A 14,343-nucleotide genomic window follows, 5' to 3' on the forward strand; every position below is an offset into this window, starting at 1 on the left:
GACCGCTCCGGACCGGTCCGCCACCGTCCGTGACAGTACGAAGCACCCCCTGACCAGCCATGCCGGCAACGCGGCGGACGACGGCGGGCACCTGCGGACCGAGATCGGACAACTCGTAATGCGTAGAACGCCAGCATCCTGTGCCTACTGTCGTTCCATCCTTGCTTGGCCTTCTCCCGGGCCGCCTGGGGCCGTCCGAGGGCGGCCCATGATGACCGGCAACGACCAATGACGCCCACAACCACGCAGCTCTCCGGCATGTTGCGGGGAGCTGCCGCACCCCCGCCGGAGGGGCGGTTCAATACCAGGAGAGCTGCGGGCGGGGTGTGGGTCTTAGCGGTCGACAGTGCGGGCGGTGTCAGCGGTCCTCGTCTGGCCAGGACTTCAGCACCCGCCCGCCGTCCGCCTCGTCGGTACGCGTGATCTGGGCGCCGTCGCGGCCGCCGCGCTCGCTGATCCACCGCAAGTACTTCCGCTCGGCCGTCGCCAGGTCGGGCCACCAGCCGCGCATGACGGGTTTACCGCCGGTCGACAGGGTCAGGTGAAAGCGCTGGTTGTCCACGGCGGCAGGCTACGGCTCGTCGGTCACGATGGTCAGGTCGACGCCCGCCTCCCGGGCTGCCTCCCGCAGCACGGGGTGCCGTTAACGAGCGGCGAACCAGGTGGCAAGTGACTCACCAGTAGTTTTCGGACCGAAAGCGGCCCCCTTGCCGAGACGTGGCGAGGGGGCCGAGTGGTATGCCTTTGTCTTCAGGCCGCGGCCAGCTCCAGTTCTGGCTTGAGGTCGGGGTCGGGGTCGGTCGGGGCGGGGATCGCGAGGTGGAGGCGGCTGCCGATGTTCAGCCGGACTTCGCCGTAGGGCTGGATGTGCATGCAAAAGAGCGGGGTCAGAGCGCGTTTATCCTCGTCGGTGAGGACGTCGGCCCATACGGGGTCGGCGAGCATGTCCTGGATCATCAGGGCGTTCACGAAGACGAGCGCCGTTTGCAGGAGATGGAGCGCGAGAACGGACAGTTCTTGCTGGTCACGGCGATTGGAGGAGAGCTCGCCGCTCCTGCCGAAGAAGATGATGTCGTTGGCGCCGTTCCAGCCCTCAACGACGTTGAGGCCTTCTCCACTCAACCTGACAACGCCACCTGCCCTGCTGCTCAACTGCGATGCCGCCCAGTAGTCGCTGCCGCCCGAGATGTCGCTCAGCCCACGGAGACGGCGGCCGTGATGCGCGAGCCGGCCGCGGAGCCCATGTTTCCTGACCGTGTGTGACGCACGCCACGGGAACCTGCCCTGCCGTCTGGACAAAGCTTGACGTGGACTACTCATTGCACACCCGAATACGGGCAGGCGACCCCGAGGCGTTCCGCGAGCTCTTCCGTGACCACGCCCGACTGGTCCACCGGCACGCGGTGCGTGTGACCGGGGACTGGACCGCCGCCGAGGACATCGTCTCGCTGACCTTCTTGGAGGCGTGGCGGCTGCGCGTCAAGCTGCGGGACGAGGGCGACAGTCCGCGCCCCTGGTTGATGGGCATCGCCGTGAACGTACTGCGCAACACCACCCGCGCTGCGCGCCGCCACCAGCGGGCCCTGCAGCGTCTACCGGCCAAGGAAACGGTCCCGGACTTCGCCGACGAACTCGTCGGCCGCATAGCCGATGCCGACCAGCTGGCTGCCGCCCAGCGAGTGCTGAAGAAGCTGACCCGGAGCGAGCGCGAGGTCTTCACGCTCTGTGTGTGGTCCGGGCTCGGCTACGCGGAGGCGGCGGCCGTACTCGGCGTCCCGGTCGGGACCGTGCGCTCGCGCCTGTCCCGCGCGCGCAGACGGCTGAGCAAGCTGGCCGACGAAGAACTGAGAAAACGCAGGGAACCGCTACCGCGCAACGGACAAGTACAGGGCGGCCGCACTTCTGCGGCCCGGTCACACGAGTCGTACAAGGAGAGGTCCGAATGATCCGCAAGAAGTCACGGCGTGAGGAGTCGCTGGACCACGCGGAGCTGGCCCGGTTGCTGCCGGCGCCGGGAGACCCGCACCTGTCGCTCGACCGTCACCTGCTTCTCGAGGAGCACCTGATGAACGAGATCCAGCCCACCGCACCCGCCCCTGTGCCGTCCCGCCGCCCGGCACGCCGTGCCCTGCTGATCGGTGTCCCGGTCACCGCCGCCGCCCTGGCCGGCGCATTCGCCTTCACCATGCTGACGGGTTCCGGGGGCAGCGGCACCACCACGGCCACCCCGCCTCCGGTTGAAGCGCCAGTCGTCCGCATCGAGCCCGGCAGCACCGCCCAGCTCGCCTCCACCGTCGAGCACATCGCCGCCGCCGCCTCGGCCAGCAAGACGCCCGAACCCGGTCCGGGCCAGTACATCTACATCAAGAGCAAGGTCTCCTACCTCTCCGTTTCGCACACCGACACGGACAAGTCCAAGACCTGGGTCCAGCCCCTGCATATCCGTGAAACATGGAATTCCCCCGACGGCAAGCAGGGCTGGCTGGACGAGCCCGGCTACCAGCCCAAGGGCGGCATCACCCTCGACAGCGACGTCGAAAACTACTTGGGTGCCCCCTCCTACGACTACCTCAAGACGCTGCCCACCGACCCGGACGCCCTGCTGAAGAAGATCTACAAGGAGACCAAGGGCCAGGGGAACTCCCCGGACCAGCAGGCATTCACCACGGTCGGCGACCTGGTCAAGGAGCAGCTCGCACCGGCCAAGCTGAACGCAGCGCTGTACCGGGCCGCGGCCAAGATCCCCGGGGTCGTGGTGGTGGACCATGCCAAGGACGCCGCGGGACGCGAGGGCATCGCCGTGGCCCGCCTCGACCAGCAGACCGGCGACCGCACCGAATGGATCTTCGACCCCAAGACGTACACCTACCTCGGCAGCCGCGCTGTCCAGGTCAAGCAGGCCTACGACGTCAAGCCCGGCACGGTCACCGAATCCACCGCCGTGCTGGAGCGGGCCGTCGTCGACGCCCAGAAGCAGCGCCCCGGCGCGCAAGGTGCCGATGCGTGAGAACGCGATCGCCCCGCTGGGATCCACTCGGTCGCCCCGCCCTTGGCGGTGATCCTGCCGCGCTTGTCCTGCGGGTACAGGTCTTCCACGTTCAGGCACAGCACCTCATCGGCCCGTGCGGCAGACTCGTAGAGCATCATCACACTGCGCCTTTTCCCGCAGGGCGACCTCCAGGCGCCACAGGGCGGCGACCTCGCCCCCGGCATGTATGAGGTCCCCGCACCCGACCGCGAAGCCATCGCGGCGACCTGGCTCTCCTACTTCAACAGGTGATCACCATGACCATCACGGCAGACCACATCCGCACCACCCTCACCGCCTACCTCGACCAGCATCCCGAGGACAAACACGAGCTCGGTACCGTCCTTGGCTTGCTCGACGACGGGGACGACCTCACCAGCCGGAAAACGCTGCCCGGCCACGTCACCGCCGGCGCGATCCTTATCGGCCCCGACAACCGCGTACTGCACATTCTCCACAACGCAACCCAAAAATGGCTCCTACCCGGCGGTCACCTGGAGCCCTACGACCAGACGCTCCTGCAGGCCGCCCGCCGCGAACTCACCGAGGAAACCGGAATCCCGCCACACCTCGTCACCCCGCGCAGCGACACCCCGCTCCACATCGACATCCACCCCATCGACGCCAACCCCGCCAAGGACGAACCCGCCCACCAGCACATCGACTTCCGCTTCCTCTTCCACACCACCGCCGACATCGGCGAACTACAGACCGAAGAGATCAGTGACGCCGCCTGGCGCGAGACCGACAGCCTCCACGACGAGCAGCTCAAACGACGCGTCACCCAAGCACTCCGCTAGCCCGCTTCGGACTCAGTACGAGTCAGGCCCGCCGGCGCAGCGCCAGAGTAGGCAGGCGGCGGGCGCCTACCGCACCCGCAACGTCTACGACCGCACGCCTCGCGGCCTCGACCTCTACGGCAGCGTTCTGCGCTGCTACACGGCCCACTCCACTCGTCCGCGAGCGGTGCTCGGGGGCCGCCGCGTGGCGTGGTGGCGATGAGGCAGGACATGCACCGGTCGAGCCAGCGGCGGCCGGACCCGGGCACGGTGACGACCCCGGTTGCTCTCGCGGGCTCGCCGCAGCGCACGCAGCGCCCACTCCACCGGCGGGCCGGGCCGTCTGTGGGCCGTCCGAGGGCGGCCGCCGACGACAGACAACGACAGCTACCGACCACTCTCGCCCTGCTCAGCGACGGTCCGGTGGGTACCGCCGCAGGTGCCAATCTTCGAAGGTAAGTTGAGCAACTCCAGAGCTTCGGCACAGGATGGCGGTCATGACACAGGGACGACCGCTGCTCAACCGCCGCCTCGCCGAATTCGGCACGACGATCTTCGCGGAGATGTCGGCGCTGGCCGTACGGACCGGCTCCATCAACCTCGGCCAGGGCTTCCCCGACACCGACGGCCCCGAAGAGATCCGGGAGGCCGCGGTCCGCGCGCTGCGCGCCGGACACGGCAACCAGTACCCGCCGGGCCCCGGGGTTCCCGAGCTGCGCACCGCGATCGCCGCCCATCAGCAGCGGCGGTACGCGCTCACGTACGACCCCGACTCCGAAGTGCTCGTCACGGCGGGTGCCACCGAGGCCATCGCCGCCACCCTGCTCGCCCTCGTGGAGCCCGGCGACGAGGTCATCGCCCTGGAGCCGTACTACGACTCGTACGCCGCCTGCATCGCCATGGCGGGCGGCGCCCGCGTCCCGGTCACCCTGCACCCGGACGCGGGGAGCGGTACGTACCGGCTCGACCTCGACGAGCTGCGCGCCGCCGTCACCCCCCGCACCCGGCTGATCCTCCTCAACACCCCGCACAACCCCACCGGCACCGTCCTGGCACGCGAGGAGCTGGCGGCGATCGCCGAACTCGCCTGCGAACGGGACCTGCTCGTCGTCACCGACGAGGTGTACGAGCACCTGGTCTTCGAGGGTGAACACCTGCCCATCGCCGGGTTCCCCGGAATGCGCGAGCGGACCGTGACCATCGGTTCGGCGGGCAAGACGTTCTCGTTCACCGGGTGGAAGGTGGGCTGGGTGACCGCGAGCCCCGGGCTGGTGACTGCGGTCCGCTCGGCCAAGCAGTTCCTGACGTACGTCTCCGCGGGCCCGTTCCAGTACGCCGTCGCCGAGGCGCTGAACCTCCCCGACAGCTACTTCGAGGGGCTGCGCGCGGATCTGCGGGCCAAACGGGATCTGTTGAGCGGCGGGCTCGCGGAGGCCGGTTTCGAGGTGTACCGGCCGGCCGGGACGTACTTCGTCACCACCGATATCCGCCCGCTCGGCGGCGGGACCGACGGCTTCGCCTTCTGCCGCGCGCTGCCCGAGCGGTGCGGGGTCGTCGCCATCCCCAATGCGGTGTTCTACGACGATCAGGAGGGCGGCCGCAGCAAGGTCCGATTCGCCTTCTGCAAGCGCGAGGACGTCCTTCGCGAGGCCGTTTCACGGCTCAAGGGCCTATGACTCCAGGGAGATCCACCGTGCCGGAGCTCGCCTTTCCGGTGTGTGGAGCGACAGAAGCCCGGCCTGAGGCGGCGGTCGTGGTGACCGTCGCCCCGGCCGGGCTGTCGTTCGCAGGCGCTCCGGATCAGGCGCTGGGCACCGCGTCGTCGCCGTCGGTCTTCTTCTCGGCCGGCTCCAGGCCGAGACGCTCCAGCAGCCACTTGTCGAACTCGATCGAGGCCCGCACCCAGCTGACCGTCGACGAGACGAAGTGCTCCAGGCTGACGCCCGTACCGATGAGCATCTGCGCCTCACCGATCAGACGGACCGAGGTCTCGGTGGCCTCGGCGCCCTCCTCGGCCTCGTGGACGTGCGTGTAGACCTTGGGCCACAGCGTGCGGCGGTTCCAGTCGTCGATCGCGTCGAGGAGGACCGGGCGCTGGTCCATGGCGTGGGGGCGGTCGTAGAACGTACGGACCGAGAAGACCTGCTGCTCGTCCTCGCCACGGAACATGAAGTACGTGCGGAACTCTTCCCACGGCGCCGCGAGGTCGCCCTCGTCGTCGACGACGTACTTCAGCTCCATCTGCTCGAGGAGCTGCTTGACGAGGTCCTGGTCAGGGACGACGGGGCCCTCCGGTCCTGCCGCCTGCGGTTCGGGCTGGCCCCCGAAATTCGGAATCGAGGACGGGTCGATGCTCACCGTGAATATCCCTTCGTACGGTTGCCGCCATCCTCTCCCATGGCAGGCGGGGGATGGCAACCCCCAGCTGGGCCGATCAGCTACAGGCTGACACGATCCGGCCCGCTCGGAGCTCCGGGGGAGCCTGTCCGGAGGGGGAATGTCATGGAAGGGACACGCAGACGGACCCATGTGGGCCCGGACAGCCGTGTGCGAGGGCGGGGACACCGCCCTCGCACACTTCAGTCGGTCCGGCGTCCGACGCCCGCCGGGTCCGTCACCCCACGGCGCCCACGATCAGGCCGGCCTCCTCGCCCTCCCCGAACACGTCCACCCGTACGGTGTCCCCGTCCGTGACCTCGCCCGCGAGGATCTCCTTCGCGAGCCGGTCACCGATCGCGGTCTGGATGAGGCGACGCAGCGGCCGCGCCCCGTAAGCCGGGTCGTTGCCCTCCTTCGCCAGCCAGGCCAGCGCGGCCGGGGTGACGTCGAGGGTGAGCCGCCGGTCGGCCAGCCGCTTGGCGAGCCGGTCGATCTGGAGCGCGGCGATGTGCGCGAGCTCGTCGCCGGAGAGGGCGGAGAAGACCACCAGGTCGTCGAGCCGGTTGAGGAACTCCGGCTTGAACGAGGCGCGTACGACCTCCAGGACCCGCTCCTTCTTCTCCTCCGGCTTCATCAACGGATCGACCAGGAACTGACTGCCCAGGTTCGACGTCAGGACCAGGATGGTGTTGCGGAAGTCCACCGTCCGGCCCTGGCCGTCGGTGAGCCGGCCGTCGTCGAGCACCTGGAGCAGGATGTCGAAGACCTCGGGGTGGGCCTTCTCCACCTCGTCCAGCAGGATGACGCTGTACGGACGGCGGCGGACCGCCTCCGTGAGCTGGCCGCCCTCCTCGTACCCCACATAGCCGGGCGGGGCACCGACCAGCCGGGCGACGCTGTGCTTCTCGCCGTACTCGCTCATGTCGATGCGGACCATGGCCCGCTCGTCGTCGAACAGGAAGTCGGCGAGCGCCTTCGCCAGCTCGGTCTTGCCGACACCGGTCGGGCCGAGGAAGAGGAACGATCCGGTGGGCCGGTCCGGGTCGGCGATGCCGGCCCTGGTGCGGCGTACCGCGTCCGACACCGCCTGCACGGCCTCGGTCTGGCCGATCAGCCGCCTGCCCAGCTCCTCCTCCATGCGCAGCAGCTTCTGTGTCTCGCCCTCCAGGAGCCGGCCGGCCGGGATGCCGGTCCAGGCGCCGACGACATCGGCGATGTCGTCCGGGCCGACCTCCTCCTTGACCATGGTGTCCTTGGCGGCCTCCTGCTCCGCCTCGTCGGCCTCCGCGAGCTCCCGCTCCAGGCCCGGGATCTCCCCGTACAGCAGCTTGGAGGCGGTGTCGAAGTCGCCGTCGCGCTGGGCACGCTCGGCCTGTCCGCGCAGGTCGTCGAGGCGCTCCTTCAGCTCACCGACGCGGTTGAGGCTCTGCTTCTCCTTCTCCCAGCGGGCGGTGAGGCCGCGCAGCTCCTCCTCCTTGTCGGCGAGGTCGCGGCGGAGCTTCTCCAGACGCTGGACGGAAGCGGCATCGGTCTCGTTCTTCAGCGCCAGCTCCTCCATCCGCAGACGGTCGACGGCGCGCTGCAGTTCGTCGATCTCGACGGGCGAGGAGTCGATCTCCATGCGCAGCCGGGACGCCGCCTCGTCGACGAGGTCGATGGCCTTGTCGGGGAGGAACCGGGAGGTGATGTAGCGGTCGGACAGGGTCGCGGCGGCCACCAGCGCGGAGTCCGCGATCTGCACCTTGTGGTGCGCCTCGTACCGGCCCTTGAGCCCGCGCAGGATCGCGATGGTGTCCTCGACGGACGGTTCGGCGACCAGGACCTGCTGGAAGCGGCGCTCCAGCGCGGCGTCCTTCTCGATGCGCTCGCGGTACTCGTCGAGCGTCGTCGCGCCGACCATCCGCAGCTCACCACGGGCCAGCATCGGCTTGAGCATGTTGCCGGCGTCCATGGCGGAGTCCCCGCCCGCCCCGGCGCCCACGACGGTGTGCAGCTCGTCGATGAACGTGATGATCTGCCCGTCGCTCTCCTTGATCTCGGAGAGGACGGACTTCAGCCGCTCCTCGAACTCGCCGCGGTACTTGGCTCCGGCGACCATGGCCCCGAGGTCCAGTGAGACGAGCCGCTTGTTCCTCAGGCTCTCGGGCACATCGCCCTTGACGATGCGCTGGGCGAGCCCTTCGACGACGGCCGTCTTGCCGACGCCGGGCTCGCCGATGAGCACGGGGTTGTTCTTGGTACGCCGCGACAGGACCTGCACGACGCGCCGGATCTCGTGGTCACGCCCGATGACGGGGTCGAGCTTGCCCTCGCGCGCGGCCGCCGTGAAGTCGGTGCCGAACTTCTCCAGGGCCTTGTACTGGCCCTCCGGGTCGGGTGTGGTCACCCGGCGCCCTCCCCTGCTCTTCTCGAATGCGTCCAGCAGCTTCTTCGCACTGGCACCCTGCTGGGTGAGGATCTCACCGGCGCGGCCGCCCTCGGCCGCGATACCGATCAGCAGATGCTCGGTGGAGAGGTAGTCGTCACCGAGCTCCTTCGCTCGCTGCGCGGCGTCGGAGATGACGGCGAGCAGCTCACGGTTGGGCTGCGGCGGGGCGACGGTCGCCCCGGTGACGCTGGGCAGCGACGCGAGCAGCCGGTCCGTCTGGCTCCGTACGGCGACCTGGTCGGCGTCTACGGCGGCGAGCAGGTCGGTGATGTTCTCGTTGTCCTCGCCCTCCAGCAGAGCGAGCAGCAGATGCCCCGGGGTCAGATCGGCGTGCCCGTCCTTCACGGCCCTGCTGGTGGCCGCATTGATGGCGTCCCGGCTCTTGTTGGTCAGCTCGGCGTCCACGTGCGCTCTCTCCTCCTTGCGGTGGCTGGTCCGTCCACTTCTTTCGCGACAACTGACTCAGTCAACGTCCACAAAGTTGAGTCTATTCCACTCAAGGCGAGCCCCTGGCGAGAACCGCCGGACTCCGGCAGCAACTACCGACAGAAACCCGCTCGTGTCCGAGTCAACCGGCCGGACAACCCCTGCGCCACCGCAGGGCCGGGCGACGGCTGCCTACCCTTGGTCCATGGCCGTAGACGTACGCAACCCCAGCCCCGAGTACCTCGCCTTCTGGCGCGAGTACCACGTGTGCACCCTGACCACCCTCCGCCCCGACGGCACCCCTCACGTGGTGCCGGTCGGCGTGACGTACGACCCCGAGGCCGGGCTCGCGCGCATCATCACCAACAAGAGCAGCAGAAAGGTCGCCCACGTCCTGGCCGCCGGCCCGGACGGGGCACGGGTGGCGGTCTGCCAGGTCGACCGGGGCCGCTGGGCGACGCTGGAGGGCCGCGCGACGATCCGCACGGAGCAGGACGTGGTCGACGACGCCGTACGCCGCTACGCGGAACGCTACGAGCGCACCCCGGCGCCCAACCCGGACCGGGTCGTCATCGAGATCACCCTCGGCCGGGCCCTCGGCAGGGGCGCACCGGTCCGCACGGCCTGACCCCCGGCAGCTCCCCGCCGCCCGTTCCCGGACAGCACAGCGGCGCCACCGTGTTCAGGTCACGATGACGCCGCTGTGTGGGGGAAGTGTCTGAGCGACATGGAACGACGGGGGATCGCTCAGGCACTGCGGGGGGTGGCGGTGATGGTTTCGGGTTCGATCAGCTGGTGGTCACGCTGATCGAGGTTGACGAAGATCATTCCGTACCGGATGGCACAACGAACGGGCTGCGGCGCCCCGCGGGGGCGACGAAGGCATCGGTAGGCGCGCACCTCTTCGTCGTCCTCCAGGACAACGACGATCGGCTCCCCGAGCAGGGTGACCATCAACGAATCGCCATGGCGGGGGAGTGCCGTGAGCAGATCGATGAAGTGCCACCCTGAGCGGTAGGCAGAGGCCATCTCCCGCCGGAAAACCCGGTCGTCCGGCGGGATGGTCATGCGCCCGCCAGATTCACCGGAATGCTGTCCCAGGTGATATCGCCGGGCACGTTCAACGACTCAGCACCCCGGGCGGCAGCGCTCGGCGCGGACGCTGCAGCGGCGCCCCCTCCGAAATCACCGCCACTCAGTACGCCACAGGCCAATGCCGCGACGAAAGCAGTGGCAAGCACCGAGCGAAGCATTCGCTTGTACATAGTCGGCTTCGTCCTCACTTGATGGGTTCATCTCCCCCGCACTAAGAAGATGTCTCACCTGGGCACGCGAACACCACCGGGTCGATGCATCATGTTCCTGCACGTTCAGGAACATGGGGGGTGGAGAAATGACCACAAGCAACACAAAACCGGCACATCCTCATGGGATCACCGACCTATGCGAGGCGGGAAAGCGGCTTTACGCCAGTGCATTGCGCTCCGGACGCATATCCCGTCCCGAGGTGGAACCGGCACCGTGCTTGATGGACTTCGCGCTCCTGCACCCCGACCCCGACGACGCCGACTGGCTCCGCCCGGTTCCGCCGTCCGCCGCGCTGGCCAAGCGCCTTCACCCCATAGAACGCGAAATCCAGGAACGCCGACACGCCGCTGTCGAACTGACCGACTCCTTCGAACCGTTCATGGACATCAGCGCCCAGGACCCGCCGACCACGCACGCCATCACGGTGCTCGAGGGCGTCAATCGGATCAACGCAGCCATCGACCTCGCCACCGCAGAGTGCCGCACCGAGGTACTCACCATCCAGCCCGGAGGCGGCCGGAGCGAGCACATCCTCAGCAAGGGCCTGGAACGCGGCCAGGCAGTGATAGACCGCGGCGTCAGCATCCGCACCCTCTACCAGCACACGGTCCGGCACAACCGCGGCACCTTCGTCTACGCGGAGCGGCTGGCCGAGGGCAAGGTGGAGATCCGTACGCTCGAGGAGCTCATCGAGCGCCTGATCATCTTCGACGGGACAGTCGCCTTCATCCCCGCACAGGATGATCGCCAAGTCGCCCTGGAGCTCCGCCACCCAGGACTGGTCTCGTACCTGACGAAGGTCTTCGAACAGCTCTGGCAGCGCGCCGACCCACTGCTCGAAGAGATCCAGTACGACCCCGTCCCCAAGGGCATCAGCGGCGTCCAGCGCTCCATCGCCCAACTCCTCGTCGAGGGACACGTCGACGACTCCATCGCTCGCCGCCTGGGAATGAACGTACGCACCTGCCGCGCGCACATCGCCAAACTGAACGCCGCCCTCGGCAGCGGCAGCCGGGCCCAACTCGGATACCTCATAGCCCAGTCGGGAATTCTGAACCAGAACCACTGACCACGACGCACTCCTACCGGACGCGGGCGGCCGCGACCGCGACACGGGGAAGTGCGGCCACGCTTCCGCTGCACAGGAGGAGTTCACCACCCGGCGGGGACAACACTCCCCCGGTGGCCACGCTTCCACCACCGTCATCTTGCTGCAGTGCACAAAAGTAGGGGATCCCGAATGAGCAGAGACGAGGAGATACCACGACATTCGCACGGCGATCTGGAACTGTGCGACCCCGCACTCCAGCTCTACACCGAGGCGCTCCGCAGCGGCCGGATCGCCCGCGCCGACCTCGCACCCGCCCCGTGCCTCATCGACATGGCGCTCGTCCACCCCGACCCCCGGGACGACGCGTGGATGCGCCCCGTGCCACCGTCCGCCGCCCTGGCACATCTGCTGCAGCCCGTCACCCGCGAGATCCACGAACGGATACGGCGCACCGCGGCCCTCGCGGACTCGCTGGCCCCCCTGGCGTCGGTGGTCAGTGAGGACCCCAACCTCGCCATCACCGTCATCGAGGGAAAGCCGAAGATCAGAGCGGCTGTCTACGATGCGACGGCGAACGCGTCGGAGGAGGTTCTGACGATGCAGCCCGGCAGCACCCGGCCGCTTGAGCGGCTGGAGGAGGCGCTGCCCTACGCCCTCTCCGTCGTCGATCGGAGGGTCAGCCTCCGGCACCTGTATCAGCACTCGGCACGCTACAGCCCGCACCTCAAGGGCTACCTGGAGCAGATACCTCCCGGCCACCTCCAAGTGCGGACCATCGAGCAGACCGCCGAACGGCTGCTCATCTTCGACCGACGGGTCGCCTTCGTCCCCGCCACCCCGGAGCGCGACGTCGCCCTGGAGATCCGCCACCCCGCCCTGGTTCGCTATCTGGTCCAGGTGTACGAGGCGCTGTGGGCCCAGGCCATCCCCATCGAGGAGCACCCGCACCAGGTGTCCCCCGGCACCCCCGTCACCGCCGTACAACGCAGCATCGCGCGCCTCCTGGTCGAGGGCCATGTCGACGACGCCGTCGCCCGCAAGCTGGGCATCAGCGTGCGCACCTGCCGGTCCCACGTCGCCAAACTCATGCAGGCACTCAACGCCTCCAGCCGGACCCATCTCGGCGCGCTCATCATCCGGTCGGGCATCGTCGAGCCGGACGGCACCGCTGCCGGCGCCGCCGACGCGGAAGGCCCGCCACCCGTTTCCGGGTGACGGGCCTCGGCCGCCGTGCGTGCGCCGTAACCGCGCCTATTCCTTCGGCCTCTTCGGCCGCCAGACCACCAACGCACTGGTCTGCTGCACATCCTGATACGGCACCAGATCGCGCCGGTACGACGCATGCACCTGCGCCTCGCGCTGCTGCATCGCCGCCGCCGCGCCGTCCACTGCCGCGGAGAGTTCGGCGACGCGCTGCTGGAGCGCGGCCACCTGATTCTCCAGTTCGATGATGCGCTTGATGCCCGCCAGGTTGATGCCCTCGTCCTGCGACAGTTGCTGCACGGTGCGCAGCAGCTCGATGTCACGGGCCGAGTAGCGCCGGCCGCGGCCGGCCGTGCGGTCCGGGGAGACCAGGCCGAGGCGGTCGTACTGGCGCAGTGTCTGCGGATGCAGGCCCGAGAGCTGGGCCGCGATCGAGATCACGTACACCGGTGAGTCATCGGTCAGTTGGTACGGATTACGTCGTCGGCCGTCCACATCATGCTCCCTTCGCGGCCTGGAACAGCTCCGCCCGCGGGTCCTCCCCCGCGGTCGCCTTCCGGTAGGCCTCCAGCGCGTCCTGCGCCTCGGGACCCAGTTCCTTCGGCACGGCCACCTCGACGGTGACCAGCAGGTCGCCCCGGGTGCCGTCCTTGCGCACCGCACCCTTGCCCCGGGCGCGCATCGTACGCCCGTTGGGGGTACCGGCCGGCAGTTTCAGGGTGACCGGGGGTCCTCCGAGCGTGGGGACCTTCACCTCGCCGCCGAGCGCCGCCTCCACGAAGGTGACGGGCACGGTGACCGTGAGGTTGTCGTCCCTGCGGCCGAAGACCGGGTGGGCGTCGACATGGACGACGACGTACAGATCGCCGGCCGGGCCGCCGCGCTCGCCCGGAGCGCCCTTGCCGCGCAGCCGGATCCGCTGGCCGTCGGAGACGCCCGCCGGGATCCTGACCTGCATGGTGCGCGACGAACGCGCCCGCCCGCTGCCCTTGCAGACATCGCACGGGTCCTGGGCGATGAGGCCCCGGCCCTTGCAGTCCACGCAGGGATCGGTGAGCGAGAACCCGCCGCCGCTGCCACGCGACACCTGGCCGGTGCCGACACAGGTCGGGCAGACCCTCGGGGTGCCGTTCTTGTCGCCGGTGCCCGAACACGCCTTGCAGGGCGCCTGGCTGGACATCCGCAGCGGGACCGTTGCCCCGTCGACCGCCTCGGTGAAGCTGAGCGTCACCTCGGACTCGATGTCCTGGCCGCGGCGCGGCTGCACGCGTGTCCCCGCACCGCCGCCCCGGTTGAACAGGCCGCCGAAGACATCGCCGAGACCGCCGCCGCCGCCGAAACCACCGGGGCCGCCGGCTCCGCCGCCCTGGGTGCCTCCGAAGAGGTCGCCCAGGTCGAAGTTGAAGTTGCCTCCCGCACCACCGGGACCGGCCCGGAAGCCGCCGTTGCCGAAGAGGGCGCGCGCCTCGTCGTACTCCTTGCGCTTCTTGGAGTCGCCGAGGATGTCATTGGCCTCGGAGATCTCCTTGAAGCGCTCCTCCGCCTTGTCGTCGCCCTTGTTGGCGTCCGGGTGGAACTCGCGGGCGAGCTTGCGGTACGCCTTCTTGATCTCGGCGTCGGTGGCGTCCTTGGGGACGCCGAGGACCTTGTAGTAGTCCTTCTCGACGAAGTCCTTCGTGCTCATCGACGTCCCTCCTTCCGGACGATCGGCCGGGCGACCGGCCCGAGGGCCGGTCGCCGG

General features: G+C 69.0%; 14 protein-coding genes. 7 read left to right on the forward strand and 7 right to left on the reverse strand.

Going from position 1 to position 14,343, the window contains the following annotated elements:
• Positions 1–358: 358 nt before the first annotated feature.
• The gene (locus OHA88_RS23050) at positions 359–562 is read right to left on the reverse strand and encodes a hypothetical protein (RefSeq protein WP_328626892.1); all 204 of its coding nucleotides are present in this window, start codon (positions 560–562) and stop codon (positions 359–361) included.
• A 188-nt stretch (positions 563–750) separates the two neighbouring features.
• Positions 751–1,122 carry a Tn3 family transposase gene (locus OHA88_RS23055; protein ID WP_328626893.1) on the reverse strand — a complete coding sequence of 124 codons (372 nt, stop codon included), beginning with the start codon at positions 1,120–1,122 and terminating at the stop codon, positions 751–753.
• 185 nt (positions 1,123–1,307) lie between these two features.
• On the opposite strand from OHA88_RS23055, the gene OHA88_RS23060 reads away from it, so the two are divergent.
• From OHA88_RS23060 to OHA88_RS23075, 4 genes are all read left to right on the forward strand, one after another.
• Complete coding sequence (locus OHA88_RS23060; protein ID WP_328626894.1) at positions 1,308–1,946, forward strand: RNA polymerase sigma factor; 639 nt, start codon at positions 1,308–1,310, stop codon at positions 1,944–1,946.
• Positions 1,943–3,007: a CU044_5270 family protein gene (locus OHA88_RS23065; RefSeq protein WP_328626895.1), complete on the forward strand. Its 1,065-nt coding sequence runs from the start codon at positions 1,943–1,945 to the stop codon at positions 3,005–3,007. The genes OHA88_RS23060 and OHA88_RS23065 overlap by 4 nt, the downstream gene beginning before the upstream one ends.
• A gap of 278 nt (positions 3,008–3,285) precedes the next feature.
• The gene (locus OHA88_RS23070; protein WP_328626896.1) at positions 3,286–3,828 is read left to right on the forward strand and encodes an NUDIX hydrolase; all 543 of its coding nucleotides are present in this window, start codon (positions 3,286–3,288) and stop codon (positions 3,826–3,828) included.
• A 476-nt stretch (positions 3,829–4,304) separates the two neighbouring features.
• The gene (locus tag OHA88_RS23075) at positions 4,305–5,483 is read left to right on the forward strand and encodes a pyridoxal phosphate-dependent aminotransferase (RefSeq protein WP_328626897.1); all 1,179 of its coding nucleotides are present in this window, start codon (positions 4,305–4,307) and stop codon (positions 5,481–5,483) included.
• Between the two features lie 124 nt (positions 5,484–5,607).
• Here OHA88_RS23075 and OHA88_RS23080 read toward each other — a convergent pair whose 3' ends face one another.
• Positions 5,608–6,165 carry a YbjN domain-containing protein gene (locus OHA88_RS23080; RefSeq protein ID WP_328626898.1) on the reverse strand — a complete coding sequence of 186 codons (558 nt, stop codon included), beginning with the start codon at positions 6,163–6,165 and terminating at the stop codon, positions 5,608–5,610.
• A gap of 256 nt (positions 6,166–6,421) precedes the next feature.
• Positions 6,422–9,019, reverse strand: a complete 2,598-nt coding sequence (clpB, locus tag OHA88_RS23085) for an ATP-dependent chaperone ClpB (RefSeq protein ID WP_328626899.1) — start codon at positions 9,017–9,019, stop codon at positions 6,422–6,424.
• A 226-nt stretch (positions 9,020–9,245) separates the two neighbouring features.
• Here clpB and OHA88_RS23090 point away from each other — a divergent pair, with 226 nt between their 5' ends.
• Positions 9,246–9,668 carry a pyridoxamine 5'-phosphate oxidase family protein gene (locus OHA88_RS23090; protein WP_328626900.1) on the forward strand — a complete coding sequence of 141 codons (423 nt, stop codon included), beginning with the start codon at positions 9,246–9,248 and terminating at the stop codon, positions 9,666–9,668.
• Between the two features lie 119 nt (positions 9,669–9,787).
• Here the strand turns inward: OHA88_RS23090 and OHA88_RS23095 are convergent, their stop codons facing one another.
• Positions 9,788–10,108, reverse strand: a complete 321-nt coding sequence (locus tag OHA88_RS23095) for a hypothetical protein (RefSeq protein ID WP_030929305.1) — start codon at positions 10,106–10,108, stop codon at positions 9,788–9,790.
• Positions 10,109–10,433: 325 nt separating this feature from the next.
• Between OHA88_RS23095 and OHA88_RS23100 the strand changes: the two genes are divergently transcribed.
• Both OHA88_RS23100 and OHA88_RS23105 read left to right on the forward strand, forming a co-directional pair.
• The gene (locus OHA88_RS23100) at positions 10,434–11,417 is read left to right on the forward strand and encodes a helix-turn-helix transcriptional regulator (protein ID WP_326604955.1); all 984 of its coding nucleotides are present in this window, start codon (positions 10,434–10,436) and stop codon (positions 11,415–11,417) included.
• A gap of 171 nt (positions 11,418–11,588) precedes the next feature.
• Positions 11,589–12,614 (forward strand): helix-turn-helix transcriptional regulator, encoded by a 1,026-nt coding sequence (locus tag OHA88_RS23105; RefSeq protein WP_328626901.1) that lies wholly within the window; start codon positions 11,589–11,591, stop codon positions 12,612–12,614.
• A 36-nt stretch (positions 12,615–12,650) separates the two neighbouring features.
• On the opposite strand, the gene OHA88_RS23110 is transcribed toward OHA88_RS23105, so the two are convergent.
• Together OHA88_RS23110 and dnaJ are read right to left on the reverse strand one after the other, a co-directional pair.
• On the reverse strand, positions 12,651–13,097 hold the full coding sequence (locus tag OHA88_RS23110) for a heat shock protein transcriptional repressor HspR (protein WP_030929299.1): 447 nt from the start codon (positions 13,095–13,097) through the stop codon (positions 12,651–12,653).
• Between the two features lies 1 nt (position 13,098).
• Positions 13,099–14,286, reverse strand: a complete 1,188-nt coding sequence (dnaJ, locus tag OHA88_RS23115) for a molecular chaperone DnaJ (protein WP_313938427.1) — start codon at positions 14,284–14,286, stop codon at positions 13,099–13,101.
• Positions 14,287–14,343 lie beyond the last annotated feature (57 nt).

It is taken from the genome of Streptomyces sp. NBC_00353, assembly GCF_036108815.1.
Classification (GTDB): domain Bacteria; phylum Actinomycetota; class Actinomycetes; order Streptomycetales; family Streptomycetaceae; genus Streptomyces.